This window comes from Fusibacter paucivorans, assembly GCF_018390735.1.
GTDB classification, from domain to species: Bacteria; Bacillota; Clostridia; order Peptostreptococcales; family Acidaminobacteraceae; genus Fusibacter; species Fusibacter paucivorans.
Window position 1 is genome coordinate 1 of record NZ_JAHBCL010000051.1, and the last position, 16,647, is coordinate 16,647.

Sequence of the window (16,647 nt, forward strand, 5' to 3'; positions counted from 1 at the left end):
TGCTGGAAGGTCAGTCGTCTAGTGATGCTTTTTCTATCACCTCAATACATATATGCTATATGTATTGTAACAAATGACTACGGCAAAACAAGGGAGCTATTTCATCGTGGCATTGACAAAGCCAAAGAGCAAGGCAAAGTCAAATCACGTGGACTAAAACACCATTTGTTCTCAATTATTTAAAAGAGATTCTGACCACTAATGAAAATCCAGAATTTTTTACTGTATTCTTCACAGATGCTTTTATTATTGCCATTGAAAGATGGCTTAAAGAAACCCCATGTCGCCCACCAGATGATTTTGTCAATTTGTTGAAAACGTCTTTAGGTGACCTTGCCATAAAAATTGTACACGATATGAAGGAAGAAGATTTACCCACTACATAAAACAAAGGGAGACGCTTTATACCAATAAAAGCATCTCCCTTATTCTTTTATTGATCTGTTTTGCTTTAATATTTCCTGCAAGGTCCCTGTGCGCAGATTATTATTTTTCCCTGCGATCACTCCTGCCGCTGTGTAAAGCTGCCCCTCTGAATTAAAACCGATAAAATGACTATCCTCTGAAATAACCTCGTTGATATAACTTATATCAGACGTTATATCAATCAAAAAAAGGGGATAGTGCTGCTTTTCGCGGCCATTTATTACATAGTTTCTAACCTCATTTTTAGTTTTAAGGCTACAGGTGCTTTCGCTAATTAAGAAAGCAAAGGTCGTCGCTGTTCTCAAAGGACTTTTCAGCCATTTTCCCGTTATAATCTCTTCGGCTTTGCAGTCGTTATAAAAAGCATGCATCGCATAGAGAAAGCCACGTTTCCTTAAAAACGCCATTATTTTTATGCATGCTCTAGATTCTGATGCTATTGAAATCATAAAATTGTGATACGTATAAAGCACCTCTAACTCACCTGTTTTTATAGACGCCCCTTCTAAGAAAATGACAAATACACAGTCCTCAAATGCTTCAAGCAAATGGGCAACCTGCTTTATTTGATTTGTCGTACAAAAGATAAAATACGTGTAAATACCAAGTTTTACCCCTTGCGAAATCATCATTTCAACATCGTTTTCTGATACTTTACTGGGGTTCTCCATTGAAAAAATAAGCGTCCAAGGTATTATAAAACAGTATTTTTTTTCATTTTCTCTAATTTGATTCACACCATATGTATAAGCATTATAGCCTAGATTGATACCAAACGTTTTTAGTGTCTCGTGATTCACTTTGTCAACACTATTTTTTACATAAACATAATAGGGGCTCTCTTCATTTTCAAGTATATTTTGTGCCATCTCAAAAAATTTCTTTTGAAACTGACCTTTTGAAAAACTTTTCCCCAAATCAACCAAATTTCTAATAGGGCGTTCTGATTCTGTCGCCATATCAGCTAGTACTTTATCCACTGTTAATTCAATGATTGTCTTGGTGATATCTGCTTTTTTCAAAAATAACCCTCCTTAACCACTTCCCGTTTTCACATAAATATATAGACTTTAATGGTTTTATCATAGGGACAATCTTTAAGCGTTGTCCCAAAAGGTAACATTATTTTTTATTGTTACAAATTTACTCAAATGATGCTTTTTGTCCAATGACAACGACACATCACCTTGTTAAAGTTAAGTCAAACTTAGAAACTTCACGCTTCTTTTACATCAAACTATAAACTTTAGAAAGGATTCAAAAAATGACTCATAAAACAATAAAGGAACATGTTGAATCTTTCGCTGGGAAAAAGGTGTTAGATTATCTCGGGGAAGATCCCGATAAAAATTTGCCAAAATTAATGGACTGGGTAGATCGATTTGATACAAATGATTTATTCGCTTCACAAAGAAAGCAATTCCGCAATATTTTAGATGAACCAGATGGCAATTGGTATCAATTAATAAAAAGTTTATGGACGGATATTGACGAAGATGTCCGCAAGACATTTTTCAATAATTTCATTGTAAACACAGCCTTAATTGGGTGTGACCGTCAGGAAAAAGCAAAAGAAAAATATCAGTGCAACATACCGTGGGCAATTTTGATGGATCCCACCTCTGCCTGTAATCTTTCGTGTATTGGATGCTGGGCCGCTGAATACGGTGATAAATTAAATATGAGCTATGAAACGCTTGATAGCATCATAAAACAAGGCAAGAAATTAGGCACTTATATGTACATTTACTCTGGTGGCGAGCCACTCGTTCGAAAAAAAGATATTATCAAGCTCTGCGAAGCGCATCCAGACTGTGAGTTTCTTTCTTTTACAAATGCCACGCTCATTGATGAGGCCTTTGCCGATGAAATGCTCCGTGTAAAAAATTTTGTACCCGCTATTAGTATTGAAGGATTTGAAGAAGAAACAGACTTTAGAAGGGGTAAAGGCACCTATCAAAAGATTGTTCAGGCAATGGCAATATTGAAAAAGAAAAAACTGCCCTTTGGTATTTCCTGTTGTTATACTAAGAAAAATGCAGAAATTATTGGAAGTGAAGAATACATCGATGATATGATTGAAAAGGGTGCAAAATTCGCTTGGTTCTTTACCTACATGCCCGTAGGTATAGATGCCGTTCCAGAACTGATGGCCTCTCCTGCACAACGTGAATTTATGTATCATCAACTCAGAAAATTCAGAAAGACAAAAAAAATTTTTACCATGGACTTTTGGAATGACGGTGAATATGTAGAAGGCTGCATCGCCGGTGGCAGAAGGTACCTTCATATCAATGCAAATGGTGATATTGAGCCCTGTGCTTTTATTCATTACGCTGATGCCAATATTTATGACAAAACGCTTTTAGAAGCTTATCAATCACCACTTTTTATGCAATATCGTCAACATCAGCCTTTTAACGAAAATCATTTACGCCCTTGCCCACTGCTGGATAATCCCGGTGCTTTAACGCAAATTGTTGCATGTTCAAAAGCAAAATCAACTGATTTTCAAAATCCTGAAGATGTTGTTAAATTATCTTCTAAATGTAAAAAGGCCGCTATGAACTGGGCGCCAGTTGCAGAAAACTTATGGGAAAATGCACATCCCCCAAAATAAGAACATTAAAAACCCCCCTTTTAAAACGGCGTTAATCAAATGTCGTTTTAAAAAGGGGGTTTTGTAAGCCTGCTATCGCTAGATTAGTTCAAATACAGCGGCAGCACCCATGCCGCCACCAATGCACATACTGACAAGTCCGTATTTACCATTTCTTCTCTTTAGCTCAGAGAGGAGTTTTACAGTGAGAAAAGAACCTGTGCACCCTAATGGATGCCCTAGTGCTATAGCACCACCATTTACATTTACGATACCTGGGTTTAAATCTAATGTCTCCATACAGGCTATTGCTTGAGATGCAAAAGCTTCGTTTAATTCGATTAAATCAATGGCATCTTTTTCTATTCCCGCTATTTTAAGCGCTTTTGGTATTGCTTCTATGGGACCAATTCCCATTACTTCCGGTGCTACGCCTGCCACTGCAAAAGATTTAAATACTGCTAAAGGTTTTATACCAAGTGCTTCTGCTTTTTCTCTAGACATTAATAGAACAACTGCTGCACCGTCACTCATTTGGGATGAGTTCCCCGCCGTTACAGTTCCCTTAACCTTGAATACAGTTTTAAGTTTTTCTAAATTTGCTATACTTATATTTTCCCTTATCCCCTCGTCTTTATTAAAAATAAAGGTTTCACTCCTAATGCCTTTGCTTTCTTCAACAGGTCTTATTGCGCTTATAGGGATTATATCGTCATCAAATTTTCCTTCTTTTTGTGCTTTTGCCGCTCTCTTATGACTTTCTTCCGAGAATTTATCTTGCATTTCTCGCGTTACATGATATCTTTCAGCCACATTTTCTGCGGTAATCCCCATAGGCATATAGGTTTCTGGCATATTTTCCATAAGGTATGGATTTGGGTAAAGTGCATTCCCCCCCATAGGAACCATGCTCATAGATTCTGCTCCACCTGCCAATATAACATCTGCTTGTCCGGCCATAATGCTGTTCGCTGCTATTGCAATCGTTTGAAGTCCTGATGAACAAAATCGATTAACGGTTTGTCCTGGGATAGAATCGGGAAGACCTGCTCTTTGAAGCACTACTCTTCCTAGATTAAAGCCTTGCTCAGCTTCTGGGAAGGCACATCCTAATACAAAATCATCGATTTCTTCTGGTTTTAATTGTGGTACTTTTTTTAAAACGCCTTCAACAACTTGAGCCGCCACATCATCTGGACGCGTGTACCTTAACCCACCCTTGGGTGCTTTTCCAATTGCTGAACGTCCATATGCTACAATAACTGCTTCTCTCATATTAATTCCTCCATCCCTTCTCTAGTTTCTTAATGCTCTTCCTGTTTTAAGCATATAATCTATTCTCTTTTGGGTTTTCTCTTCTTTACATAAAGCTACGAAAACATCTTTTTCAAGCTGTAGCATCTGTTCTTCTCGCAACATCGTGCCATCTGGAACATCACCACCTGTTAAAACATAAGCAATTTTATCAGCTAGGTAAGCATCATAATCTGATATGAAATGACCATTTTTCATAAAGTTTATCTCATATTGTATTGCCGCTCTGCCTTTAGTACCAACTACGTAAATCACTTTTTCTTGTAATGGCGTAAAACCATCTTCTGCCATTGCCAGTACCATTTTCTTAGCTTCGTCTATTAAATAGTCATTGTTCATGACTATTTTATCTGACGTTCTAATAAAGCCTTGTTCAGAAGCTTCATAAGCACTGCCCGATACTTTTGCCGTTGCAATATTTTGCCATACTTTTTTAACGACATTAACCCGCTCTACTGATGTTGGTTTATTTAGATTTTCTGTGGCCCTTAACAACAGTTCTTTTGTGCCACCGCCTCCTGGAATCAAGCCAACGCCTACTTCGACCAATCCCATATAGGTTTCCACACTAGGTGTAACTTTATGCGCGTGCATCGCTATTTCTGCGCCACCGCCAAGTGTCATGTTAAAAGGTGCCGCGACGACAGGTTTCTTACAATATTTAAGCGCCATATTAGCTTTTTGAAATTTATCTACCACAGCCTCTAATCCCTTCCAGTTTTCTTCACGTGCTAATTGGCTAATGAGCACTAAATTTGCACCTGCTGAGAAGTTCTTGCTTTCATTCCCAATCACTAAACCTTTATAATTTTTTTCTGTCTCTTCTACAGCTTCGTAGATAATCGTCATGACATCATCTGTTATTGTATTTCCTTTTGACTTAAACTGAAGGCATAATACATCATCCCCTATATCAATTAGAGCAGCATCGCTATTTTCTCTAACCACTTTGTTTTTAGAAGAAGACAAATGTGTATACTGGACGTCTATGTCATTGCCACTATAGAACTTCGTATTGCCTTCTTTTATGCGTTCTAACACCCATTGTGGGATTGTTTCTCCCTCTTTTTCCATTCTTTCTACAGCGTCTTCGACACCAATTGAATCCCACATTTGAAATGGTCCTAATGCCCAATTGTAGCCCCACACCATCGCTTTATCAATTAATCTATAATCAGTGGTTATCTCTGGGACTCTTCTCGCACTGTATAATAATACATTTTTGGTAATTTCCCATACAAATTTATTTTCTTCAGATGAGCCATTTATGATTGCTTTTAAAGGATCTTTACTCTGAAGCGCTTCACCAATAGCATCAACTTTTACATTTTCTAAAGCAACATAATCTTGTGTGCCTTCATCCCAAACTAGCTTTTTCTTACCGGTTTCTGTCTTTTCCGTTTTGTAAAACCCTTGTTTCGCTTTGTCACCCATATAACCTTTGTTAATAAGGTTCTGTACAATTTCTGGCACTTTAAATTCTAGCTTTTCCCTTTCATCATCAATGTTATTGATAACATTATTGGCCACATTGTAATAAATATCTAACCCTACCATATCCATTGTCTTAAAAATAGCACTCTTTGGTCTCTTAACAATCGTTCCTAACAGTAAATCTACCTTTGGTATACTATAGTTGTACTTATCCATCATCTGGATTGCATTTGAAAAGGCATAAGCACCTATTCTATTACCAATAAAATTAGGTGTATCATTGGCACTAACAACCCCTTTGCCTAGTCTTTTTGTTGCAAACGCTGCCATGAAATCAACCAATTCTTGTGAAGTATCTCTGCTTGGTATAAGCTCAAATAACTTCATGTAACGTGGCGGATTAAAAAAATGTGTTCCCATAAAATGTTGTCTAAAGGCTAAAGGCATGTCCTCAACAATCTTATTGATTGATACACCTGAAGTATTAGAGGATACGATTGCGCCCTCTTTGACATATTTCGCTATTTTTTTCATCATTTCTTTTTTAGGCTCGAGTTTTTCAACGATTACCTCTATAACCCAATCACTATCACTAATCATGTCCATATTGTCTTCAAAGTTTCCAATTTCAATGCGTTGACCTACACTCTTATGAAAAACAGACTTGTTTCTAGGATTCGTAACGTTATCTTTGCCTCGCTTCGCTAGTTTATTTCTAACCTCAGCGCTTTCCAGAGTTAGTCCTCTTGCTTTTTCATCATCTGTCAAATTATTAGGGACCATATCCAATAAGCAAACGGGAATGCCGATACCTGCTATATGCGCTGCAATGCCTGACCCCATTACACCTGCACCAAGAACTGTCACTTTATTGATTTGATATTTCATCCTATTATACCTCCTGTTCAATGCAATAAACGTTAACTCATTTTCATTAAATTAAACCCGTTTCAATCGCTTCTTTTGTAAGCTCATCTCTGAAATCTGGATGCGCAATGCTTATCATTAATTTTACTCTTTCACTGATGCTCTTATTGTATAAGTTGACGATGCCATATTCCGTAACAACATACTGGACATCTGACCGCGGTGTCGTTACCACAGAACCTTTTGATAGACTTGTGGTTATTTTTGATATAATCCCATTTTTTGTATTTGCTGTTGACCTTATGGCAATAAATGCTCTGCCCCCTTTAGACATTGTAGCGCCTCTTACAAAGTCAAGTTGCCCACCTGTTGAACTAAATTGCTTAGGACCTATTGATTCAGAACATATTTGTCCTGTTAAATCTGCTGCGATGGCAGAATTAATTGAAACCATATTATCATTTGCCGCTATATTATGGATATTATTCGTATAATCAAACGGCTTTGCTTCACATAGCGCATTTCGATTCACAAATTCATGCAATTCTTTACTTCCCGCTGCAAATCCAAAAACAATTTTTCCTCTGTTAAAATTTTTTTTGCTACAATTTATAACGCCTTTTTTAGCTAAATAAACAAGAGAGTCTACGAGCATTTCACTGTGAACGCCAAGATCTTTTTTACCTTCTAATGAATACGCTACAGCATTGCCAAGACTTCCTATGCCAATTTGTAGTGTATCACCATCATTAATATTTGCTGCTATATGAGAAGCGATTTTTCTGTCGACATCATCTACTTCTGGATTTTGTAACACGGGCATATCATAATCTGCTTCACATATAAAATCAGCTTGGCTAACGTGCATATAATTGCGTTCACCATAAATATAAGGCATATTTTTATTGACCTGAATAATTACTTTTTCAGCATTTTGAAGCACTGTATCATTTCCAAGAGAACCTACAGGACCAAAATTCATATAGCCATTTTCATCAGGTGGTGTACAAGTGACCATAAAAACATTAGGTTTGATATTGTTTTTAAGCGCCCACGAAAGGTTACTAAAATGCATAGAGGTAGCGGAAACATTTCCTTGTGGCACAAACATTCTATCTACAGGACCTAAAAAGATCGAATGGTAATTAATATGTCCTTTATATTCTCCCTTTAGGAAGTCAAAAGGTCTCATCAATATACCTGAATGAAGATGGACGTCTTCAAGCTCAAGATAGCGTTTACTTAAAGCATCTAAAATATGCATTGGTGTATCGCTCATAGCTGAAATCCAAATATTGTCTCCGGATTCTACTGCAGCAGCAGCTCTCTCTACAGATACTAACTTACTTTGATAAATCTCTTTCCAGTTCATAAAAACCCTCCATTTTAATAATTGTCTATCGCTTCTAATGATGCCCCTTCTCCAATGGCCTACTTTTCACTATTGCCTTTTGAATTAAATAGGCATCACTTCTAAATAACCATCTCTAAGTGCTTCCATAATATTTCTTGGTTTTAAAGCATCGCCAATAACTGAATAGGCCATGTTATTTGTCTCAAGATATTGTATAAGTTCACCATTATTTACTTTATAGCCTATTGCCAATATGATATTGTCTACCGTATCAGTAACCTTGCCTTCCTTACCCATTATTGAAATTTCATGATCGGCAACAGATAAGACTTTTGCTTCTGTTACTATTTTTACACCCTGTTGTTTTAAATCGTTTAACAATATCCACCTATTGCCCCCTAGGTCTTTCCCAACTTTACTTTGCATTTCAACAACGGTTATATCCAGTGGACTATAAACATTGCTTTTAAGCGCTTTTGGCACATATTTATTGATATATGCGATAGATGCTGCATTTGTATATATGTTTTCTGCAAGATAATGGGCTGTTTCTAATCCAACAGAGCCACCCCCTATAATATAGGTTTTTCCTCTTCTTATTTTTTGTAAAAGATTGCCATCTCCCTTTAAGATGTCTTCAGCTGTATAAATGTAATCTTCTTCAATACCTTCTATCTTAGGGATTATTGGTGTAGCGCCTGTTGCAATAATGACATAATCCGGCTTTATTGCTTTTATAACACTTTCATCTACTTTCACATTAAGTCTAATCTCTATATTGAAAGTCTTTAGTTCTTCTCTTGTCGTGTCAATAAATTCATCAATGCCACTTTTATGTGGTGGTTTTGAAGCAACCGACAATTGGCCACCCACTCTATCTTCTTTCGTACAGAGTATCGTCTCATGTCCTCTCATAGAAGCTGTTTTGGCCGCTTGTATGCCTGCTGGCCCAGCCCCTATTACAAGTACTTTTTTCTTTGTTTCACTCTTTTCAATGGACAAACTTTCATTACCGACTTCAGGGTTAAAGGCACACTGAACGGCTTTTCCCCGTAGCACTCTCTCAATACAACCTTTGTTACAAGCGACGCATTGTCTTATATTTTTGCCATCTCTAATATTATTTGCAAATGCAGCATCTGTTAAAAAGCCACGTGCTACACCAACAAATTCGGCCAATCCCTTTTGCAAAATTTCTTCTGCAATCTCACCATTATTGATTCTATTACATGAAATGACAGGTACTTTTACAACTCTTTTTATTGCTTCGGCCAACAAAGCATAGCCACCTTCAGGGACATGTGCCGATATTTGGGGAACAGGTGATTCGTGCCATCCACCAGTAACACTTATAGCATCAATTAAGCCAGGTTCTAAAGATGCACAAAATTCTTGCATAAAATCAATCCCATAACCACCTGGCATCATATCACTCGCTGAAATACGAAGAATTACAGGATAGTCTTTTCCTACATAATTTCTGACTTTTTCTATAACTTCTCTAGGAAATCGCATACGGTTTTCTTTTGTACCACCGTATTGGTCATTTCTTAGGTTCGTAAGGGGTGATAAGAATTGTGTCAGGAGATACCCTGCGCTACAACTTATTTCTACGCCATCTGCACCTGCGTTTTTACTTCTCAGCGCTGCCATCCCAAAATCATCGATGGTTGTATTAATATCTTCAATGGTCATTTCGTCTGGCAGTTCTCTGTATATTGGCGAAGCTACTACCGATGGTGCTAAAGGTCTTTTGCCGTCAATATTTGAAGATACTGTGTTTCTACCTGCATGAAATAGTTGTATAAAAATTTTAGCATCATAGACATGCATCTCATTTGATAGCCTATTGATACCAGCACTGTACTTATCATGCCCTACGCTATGCATATCAGCAGGTCCTGCTACATCATTTACTGCAGCAACGACGACAATTGCCCCTGCGCCACCTTTAGCTCTTGCCCTGTAAAATGCAATGTCCTTCTCTGAAACCTCTTTTTTTTCTGCATATCCAAGATGCATTGCCGACATAATGATTCTGTTCTTGATCTCTAACCTATTAATGTTCATAGGGGTAAATAAAATAGAGTCGTTCATTAATGTACCACCTTTCTCCTTGTAATCTCACCGTGATATCTATATACTTTGCAAAGTTCATGCCACTATTGTTTCGCAAAAAAAAAAGAACGTCCAAATCCGTTGTAAAGACCTGAACACATAGCGCTAATTTTTTTTAAAAATATTATTGTAATGATCTTCTTCTAAAATTTCACTAGAATTCCGCCCGATATGTGTCATTATTTTCTAATTATGGCACACTTTTTGACACATAGTGCGACTTGTGCCATTTTGATAAACTTGATATAATCATTTTAAGGTTCTCCCATGTGATAAGTACGCCAAATATAACGCAGAGAGAAAAAGAAGCGATCACATATACTGAGATACTTAAAATGTTAATAATAAGGGGGCGTCAAATGAATAATACATTATACTCACGTTGGATTCAGCTCCACAATGATTCTAATCTCAGAAAGAATTTGCCAGACAAAATTAGTGACTCTTGGTATGAGAGCTTTAAAGCAAATGTAGATCCCACTAAAAGCGTCCCCTTTATGTATTCAAAGAAAGATTTTGAAAAAGTGAAAGAAAAATCAAAGTCTATCTATATACATGCAAACTATGTGCTCGAGCGCATGTATAAGTGCATGCCTCAATCGAATCTAGGGCTCGTCCTCTTTGATAAGAATGCCTGTCTGCTAAAGCTTTACGGTAGTGATTCCTTTATGACTTGGGCTAAAGAAAATTATTTGGCAAAAGGCGTTGTACTATCCGAAAGCGTTGTAGGCACAAATGCTGTATCCTTAGGTTTAAGACATCGACAAGCCATTTCAGTCGTTGGAGAAGAGCACTTTTCTAAATTCGCCATCGAAATTGCCTCATATTTTTCACCTGTTATTTTAGAGTTAGACAAAAATGAAATGATCGTTTATGGTGGTGTAGCCATTATAGGACCTGTCAGCGAAAAAGACAGTAACCTTCTCGTCACCGCTATTGCTATTTCAAGGGAAATCAACCTTCAAATGTTCTGGTTCAATAATTTGACCACTCTTACCAGTGCTATAAATGGTTATGGTATCATTGGAGTTGACCAATCAAGTGGCAAAAATCATGTGCTTTTTTCTAACAAAAATCTATTTGATATCTTAAGTATCCCCCCAGTAAACATATATTACAATACCCTTGAAAAAATAATTGATCCTTCTCCTAAGAACAAAAAGTTCTGGAAAATAATCAATAATTCTGAAATTGTAACCGATATGACGATCAATTTAAGCATCAACAATCATCAAATCTACGTCAGTATGAGCACGACCCCTTTTTTTGAACAAAAATTTCATATCAAGGGATTATCGATTCACCTTAATTCTACTGAAAGATTAAACAATTTGATATCAAATCACACGGGCAATAATGCACGGTTTACATTTGCCACAATCGTTGGTCAAAGTGAGAACTACTTAGAAATCCTAAATCACGCAAAAGCGGCTGCATTTAGTAGCAGTAATATTCTACTGCTTGGAGAAAGTGGCGTTGGAAAAGATGTTATTGCACAAGCAATCCATAACGAAAGTCCGAGAAGGAACAAACCTTTTATCGCGATTAACTGTGCCGCACTTCCCAAGGACCTCATATCCACAGAATTTTTTGGATATGCTGAAGGCGCTTTTACAGGCTCGAAAAAAGGTGGGAATGTAGGAAAATTTGAACTGGCTAATCACGGGACAATATTTTTAGATGAAATAGGAGATATGCCTCTTGACCTTCAAGCGACGCTTTTAAGGGTTATAGAGCAAAAGAGTTTTATGAGAATTGGCAGTAACATTTCAACAAAACTAGATGTAAGAATCATTGCTGCTACCAATAAAAATTTAATGGAAAAAATAAAGCAAAAAGAATTTAGAGAAGATCTATTTTATCGCCTTGCTATTATAAGGATAAATATTCCGCCATTAAGAGAGAGAACAGAAGATATTCTTCTCTTAGCAGATAATTTTATACATCTCATTTGCGAAAGAATAAACAAAGCACCTGTTAAACTTTCACCTGAAGTTAAAGATTTTTTTATAAACTATAACTGGCCAGGAAATGTAAGGGAATTACAAAATCTTTTAGAAGGTACCCTTCAAATTTATAATGATAAAACCATCACCTTACACCGTATACAACATTATTTTGATACCGCCTTTCAACTTTACGACCCGTCTAAAACCTTTGTGCCTCCTGAACGCACAAGTAATACATTGGCTGTAAATAGAGACACAGGTACCTCGGATGAGAAGGAAGCGCTAATAAATGCATTAAATTTAAACAAATATAATAAAACAAGAACCGCTAAATATCTTGGCATATCTCGGAGAACTTTATATAGAAAATTAAATGAACACGATCTTTTATGATTGCATTGCCTCTATGATTGCATCACCTCATAGACATTTCTCACCACAGACCCCACATGTAGACAAGGTTCTGTGGTATGCTTTCCGCTTTCTGTCTTACCACGGTGCGGTCTTGCGCATGTCCACTACAGGCGTGCACATATTGGACTACGCCCTTTTTTCCCCTGCCTTTATGTGAGAAATTCAATGACTTTATCTAAGAAAACCTCTCCCTCTAAATGTTCAATTTCATGGCAAAAGCATTTTGCCATTTCGCCTTCACCAGTTAAAATGATTTCTTTTCCATTTTCATCAAGTGCCTTAACAGTGACTGACTGTGGCCGAATCGTTTTCCCAAATCGCCCTGGATAACTCAGGCACCCTTCAATGCACTCTTGTTCCCCGTCATGCGCAATAATTCTCGGATTCACAAGTTTTAAATACCACCCCTCATAATCAATGACGACAAGTCGCCGTAAAAGCCCCACTTGATTCGCCGCTAATGCAGCGCCATTAGGCGTTCTGTGGAGTGTCTCCATCATATCATCCAAAAGCGAACGAATGTGATCATCTACGACATCAACTTCCTTGCATTTCTTTGTGAGTACTTTGTCACCCTCAACGCGAATCTCTCGAATGGCCATTATGTTCCCTCCTACTGCATTCAGCACGTGATTTTCTAATACTTTCTTCAAATAAAAATATTTCTTCAATTGCGCAGTCAAATACCTTTGCAATATCATACGCAATCCAAATAGATGGTTCAAATTTCTCTGCCTCAATAGCGTTGACTGCTTGCCTAGAGGCGCCGATTAACGTTCCCAGTTGCTCTTGTGTCAAGCCCTTTTGCTCTCGGAGTTCTTTAATACGATTCTTCATAAATTTATTGTCTCCTTCTTCAAAATCGTAAGGTTAACCTTACTCTTATATTAGTGATAGCTTTCTAAAATGTCAAGTTAACATGACATTTACTTTAGGCTACATTCTCCTATTTTTTATATATACGCTTGTAGCAACAAAAAGAGCGACACTTCTATGAAGTGTGGCTCTATAATAAATGTTGGGGTGTGGTAAAACTCACCACAGCATTTTTTTATGTTTTTTGAAAAAAAGAATGCACTTATACTCAAAACTCCAGTAAAATGTTGTTGTCTAGACAAACAAAGAAAGGAGATGTCATATAAGTGCACTCAAATTTTATCAAGAAATTATTAAATTTAAAAGATGTAAAAGTAAAAAATATTAGTCATGGTGATAATTTTATAAAAATCAACCTCGAAACTAGCCCAAAATCGAGTAGTTGTCCTTGTTGTGGTACTGCTACCACACGGGTTCATGACTACAGATATCAAAAGATCAAAGACTTTCCTTACATGGATAAAAGCATCATCTTAATTTTGAAAAAAAGACGATATATATGTTCATGTGGAAAAAAATTCTATGAGCATTATGACTTTTTACCTAAATATCATCGAATGACAAACCGTTTAGTAGCCTATATCGTTTCTGAGCTTTCAAACGCTGTACCTGTTACTTTCGTGGCGAAAAAGTCTGGCGTTTCACCAACAACTGCAAATAGAATCTTCGATCATGTTCATTATTCAAGACCATCTTCGCTTCCTAAAGTCCTTGCGATTGATGAGTTTAAAGGCAATGCCGGTGGCGAAAAGTATCAGTGTATCTTGGTAGATCCTAAGAAAAAACACATTCTTGATATCTTACCCGATCGTAAACAAGGGCATCTTATTGACTATTTCAAAGGCTATTCCAGGCATGAACGACTAAAGGTCCAGTTTTTTATCTGTGATATGTGGAAGCAATATGCAGAACTAGCACGATTATTTTTCCCTAACGCGACTATTATTGTGGACAAATATCATTTCATTAGACAAGTAACTTGGGCTATAGAAAACGTCAGAAAACGTGTACAAAAGAACATGCCTTCTGACTTAAGAAAGTACTTTAAAAGAAGTCGAACCTTGATACTAAAGAGAGCTGAAAATCTAAAAGGCGATGAGATTGAAAGATTAAACGCCATGCTGCTTTACAATGACGAGCTTAGACAAGCTTATAGACTTAAAGAGACTTTCTATGAGATCTGTCAAAATCCAAAATACAGCCAGCAAAGAAAGGATTTTTATGAATGGATAAGCTATGCGGAATCTCAAAATATCAAAGAGTTTAAGGCATGTATTACTACTTATAGGAACTGGAGCAAAGAAATTTTAAATGCTTTTAAATATGGCTATACCAACGGATGTACTGAAGGTTATAACAACAAGATCAAAGTTTTAAAAAGGATTAGCTATGGCGTTCGTAATTTTAAACGCTTTAGAAATAGAATTCTACATATTTGCCAGTAAAAAGATAAAAACAAACGCCAACTCTGATTGGTTTATTACGTATGCAATAAAATCTTATAAAACTACATCAACATCAAAACAACCTCAAGACAACAAAAAGAGCGGGGATCACAAGATTCCCACCCCAACTATTGACTTAGAGCCATAAAAAGAAGTCAAACTACTGGTTCCTTTAAGGAGAAAGACAATCGATCCCCAGAAGAAAACGAACTTATTAAACTTAGAAAAGAAAATCAGCAACTGAAAATGGAAAATGATATTTTAAAGCAAGCGGCGCTGATATTAGGACGAAAGTAAATGTGATTAAAGCTAATGCTCACAAATACAGTGTATCAGCAATGTGTCAAGTCCTACAACTCCATAGAAGTACCTATTACTATGAATCACAGGCCAAAGAAGTCCCTGATGAAATTACACCTAAGGTTATTGAAATTTTTAAATCTAGTCGTAATAACTATGGTACTCGAAAAATAAAGGTTGAATTAAAAAAACAGGGTTTTATAGTATCAAGAAGAAAAATAGGAAAAATAATGAAGGCTCAGGGCCTAGTGTCAAAATATACTGTTGCTCAATATAAACCTCATGTAGATAAATGTAATGAATCTAAAATTGCTAATGAACTAAACAGAGAATTTAATAACCATACTCCGTATGCAGCCGTTGTAAGTGATTTAACATACATAAGGGTTAACAATCAGTGGAATTATGTATGTATATTAGTGGACCTTTTCAATAGAGAGATAATAGGCTATGGTGCAGGTCCAAATAAGGATGCAGACCTTGTTTACAGGGCTTTTGCTAAGGTTAAAACAAGGTTAGATAATATTACTCTTTTTCATACAGATAGAGGAAATGAATTTAAAAACAAACTAATAGATGAAGTCCTAGAAACATTTGAAATCAAACGTTCCTTAAGCATGAAGGGCTGTCCCTATGATAATGCTGTAGCAGAGGCTACTTTTAAAATATTTAAAACTGAGTTTATCAAAGGTAACAGGTTTAAAAGCCTTGAGGAACTAGAATTACAGCTTTTAGATTATATTAACTGGTTTAACAAATTTAGGATACATTCAACACTTGGGTATTTAAGTCCCCTAGAGTACAAAGCCAATATTGTGGCATGTTAAAAGAATGACTTATCTTAAAAATCTAATATACCTACTGAAAACTAACTACCTGAAGGCGTTTATGCCGCGAAAGCCTATTTATACGGGGAGGCACCTTCTGGTAAAATCTTGATGGCGGGAATAACACCCTGAAAGTAGGTTATTTACGCCGTTACAAAGGGAGTCCAGAGGGTGCAGGGACCCCGTGTCAATAGGACCGTGGAATAAATGCCTATATTTGATCGGCCTCTATGAGGCTTAACTAAATCGTTCTTGATAAGAGTATTTTTTATAAAGCATAACCTTATAAAAGTTGTCCAAAAAAATGTTGACAATCCACCTCCTTCACATATTGTAGAACAGTTTAAGAATGCACATCTACCAATTGATATAATCAAACATACTTATTCTAGAATAAGTAAAGAAGTGCTGAAAGAGATTAATGATGAATTTAATTCAATAATTATCGGACAGCATAAAGTTAAAGACAAACTGCTCTCAGCATTGTACCCTTCATGCAAAGACGATGAAGATTCACCAATAGTAATGTTATTCTATGGACCGTCTGGTGTTGGGAAAACAGAAACTGCAAAATATCTTAGCGAAAAGTTGAAAGAGAATTTGTGAATATTTCACGATAGAAGCATCACCAAGTTGCTCATTTGAGCATCACTAATTCGCAATTAGAGCATCAACGATTTTTTGTTAGAGCATCACTTGAATTAAGTTGCGCACTGCCAAAAGG

Annotated in this window: 11 protein-coding genes and 1 pseudogene; 5 read left to right on the forward strand and 7 right to left on the reverse strand. The window is 36.6% G+C overall.

Annotated elements, in window-relative coordinates:
• Positions 1 to 183, forward strand: a 183-nt coding sequence (locus KHM83_RS18455) for a hypothetical protein (protein ID WP_213238511.1), incomplete at its 5' end; no start/stop codon positions are given.
• 242 nt (positions 184 to 425) lie between these two features.
• Here KHM83_RS18455 and KHM83_RS18460 read toward each other — a convergent pair.
• Positions 426 to 1,448: a hypothetical protein gene (locus KHM83_RS18460; protein ID WP_213238512.1), complete on the reverse strand. Its 1,023-nt coding sequence runs from the start codon at positions 1,446 to 1,448 to the stop codon at positions 426 to 428.
• A gap of 242 nt (positions 1,449 to 1,690) precedes the next feature.
• Between KHM83_RS18460 and KHM83_RS18465 the strand changes: the two genes are divergently transcribed.
• Positions 1,691 to 3,046 carry a radical SAM protein gene (locus KHM83_RS18465; protein WP_213238513.1) on the forward strand — a complete coding sequence of 452 codons (1,356 nt, stop codon included), beginning with the start codon at positions 1,691 to 1,693 and terminating at the stop codon, positions 3,044 to 3,046.
• Positions 3,047 to 3,124: 78 nt separating this feature from the next.
• Here KHM83_RS18465 and KHM83_RS18470 read toward each other — a convergent pair whose 3' ends face one another.
• The 4 genes from KHM83_RS18470 to KHM83_RS18485 all read right to left on the reverse strand — a co-directional run bounded on the left by KHM83_RS18470 (position 3,125) and on the right by KHM83_RS18485 (position 10,091).
• Positions 3,125 to 4,300 carry an acetyl-CoA C-acyltransferase gene (locus tag KHM83_RS18470; RefSeq protein ID WP_213238514.1) on the reverse strand — a complete coding sequence of 392 codons (1,176 nt, stop codon included), beginning with the start codon at positions 4,298 to 4,300 and terminating at the stop codon, positions 3,125 to 3,127.
• Positions 4,301 to 4,321: 21 nt separating this feature from the next.
• Complete coding sequence (locus KHM83_RS18475; protein ID WP_213238515.1) at positions 4,322 to 6,661, reverse strand: 3-hydroxyacyl-CoA dehydrogenase NAD-binding domain-containing protein; 2,340 nt, start codon at positions 6,659 to 6,661, stop codon at positions 4,322 to 4,324.
• Positions 6,662 to 6,707: 46 nt separating this feature from the next.
• Complete coding sequence (locus tag KHM83_RS18480; protein WP_213238516.1) at positions 6,708 to 8,012, reverse strand: acetyl-CoA hydrolase/transferase family protein; 1,305 nt, start codon at positions 8,010 to 8,012, stop codon at positions 6,708 to 6,710.
• 84 nt (positions 8,013 to 8,096) lie between these two features.
• Positions 8,097 to 10,091 carry an NAD(P)/FAD-dependent oxidoreductase gene (locus KHM83_RS18485; RefSeq protein WP_213238517.1) on the reverse strand — a complete coding sequence of 665 codons (1,995 nt, stop codon included), beginning with the start codon at positions 10,089 to 10,091 and terminating at the stop codon, positions 8,097 to 8,099.
• 380 nt (positions 10,092 to 10,471) lie between these two features.
• On the opposite strand from KHM83_RS18485, the gene KHM83_RS18490 reads away from it, so the two are divergent.
• Positions 10,472 to 12,454, forward strand: coding sequence for a sigma-54 interaction domain-containing protein (locus tag KHM83_RS18490; protein WP_213238518.1), 1,983 nt, complete (start codon positions 10,472 to 10,474; stop codon positions 12,452 to 12,454).
• Positions 12,455 to 12,624: 170 nt separating this feature from the next.
• Here KHM83_RS18490 and def read toward each other — a convergent pair whose 3' ends face one another.
• Both def and KHM83_RS18500 read right to left on the reverse strand, forming a co-directional pair.
• Positions 12,625 to 13,077 carry a peptide deformylase gene (gene def / locus KHM83_RS18495; RefSeq protein WP_213238519.1) on the reverse strand — a complete coding sequence of 151 codons (453 nt, stop codon included), beginning with the start codon at positions 13,075 to 13,077 and terminating at the stop codon, positions 12,625 to 12,627.
• The gene (locus KHM83_RS18500) at positions 13,052 to 13,312 is read right to left on the reverse strand and encodes a helix-turn-helix transcriptional regulator (protein ID WP_213238520.1); all 261 of its coding nucleotides are present in this window, start codon (positions 13,310 to 13,312) and stop codon (positions 13,052 to 13,054) included. The genes def and KHM83_RS18500 overlap by 26 nt, the downstream gene beginning before the upstream one ends.
• Before the next feature lie 305 nt (positions 13,313 to 13,617).
• On the opposite strand from KHM83_RS18500, the gene KHM83_RS18505 reads away from it, so the two are divergent.
• Together KHM83_RS18505 and KHM83_RS18510 are read left to right on the forward strand one after the other, a co-directional pair.
• Positions 13,618 to 14,796, forward strand: a complete 1,179-nt coding sequence (locus KHM83_RS18505) for an ISL3 family transposase (RefSeq protein WP_213238521.1) — start codon at positions 13,618 to 13,620, stop codon at positions 14,794 to 14,796.
• Between the two features lie 144 nt (positions 14,797 to 14,940).
• Positions 14,941 to 15,923 (forward strand): annotated as a pseudogene (locus KHM83_RS18510) (IS3 family transposase); the annotation flags it as partial.
• Between the last annotated feature and the right edge of the window lie 724 nt (positions 15,924 to 16,647).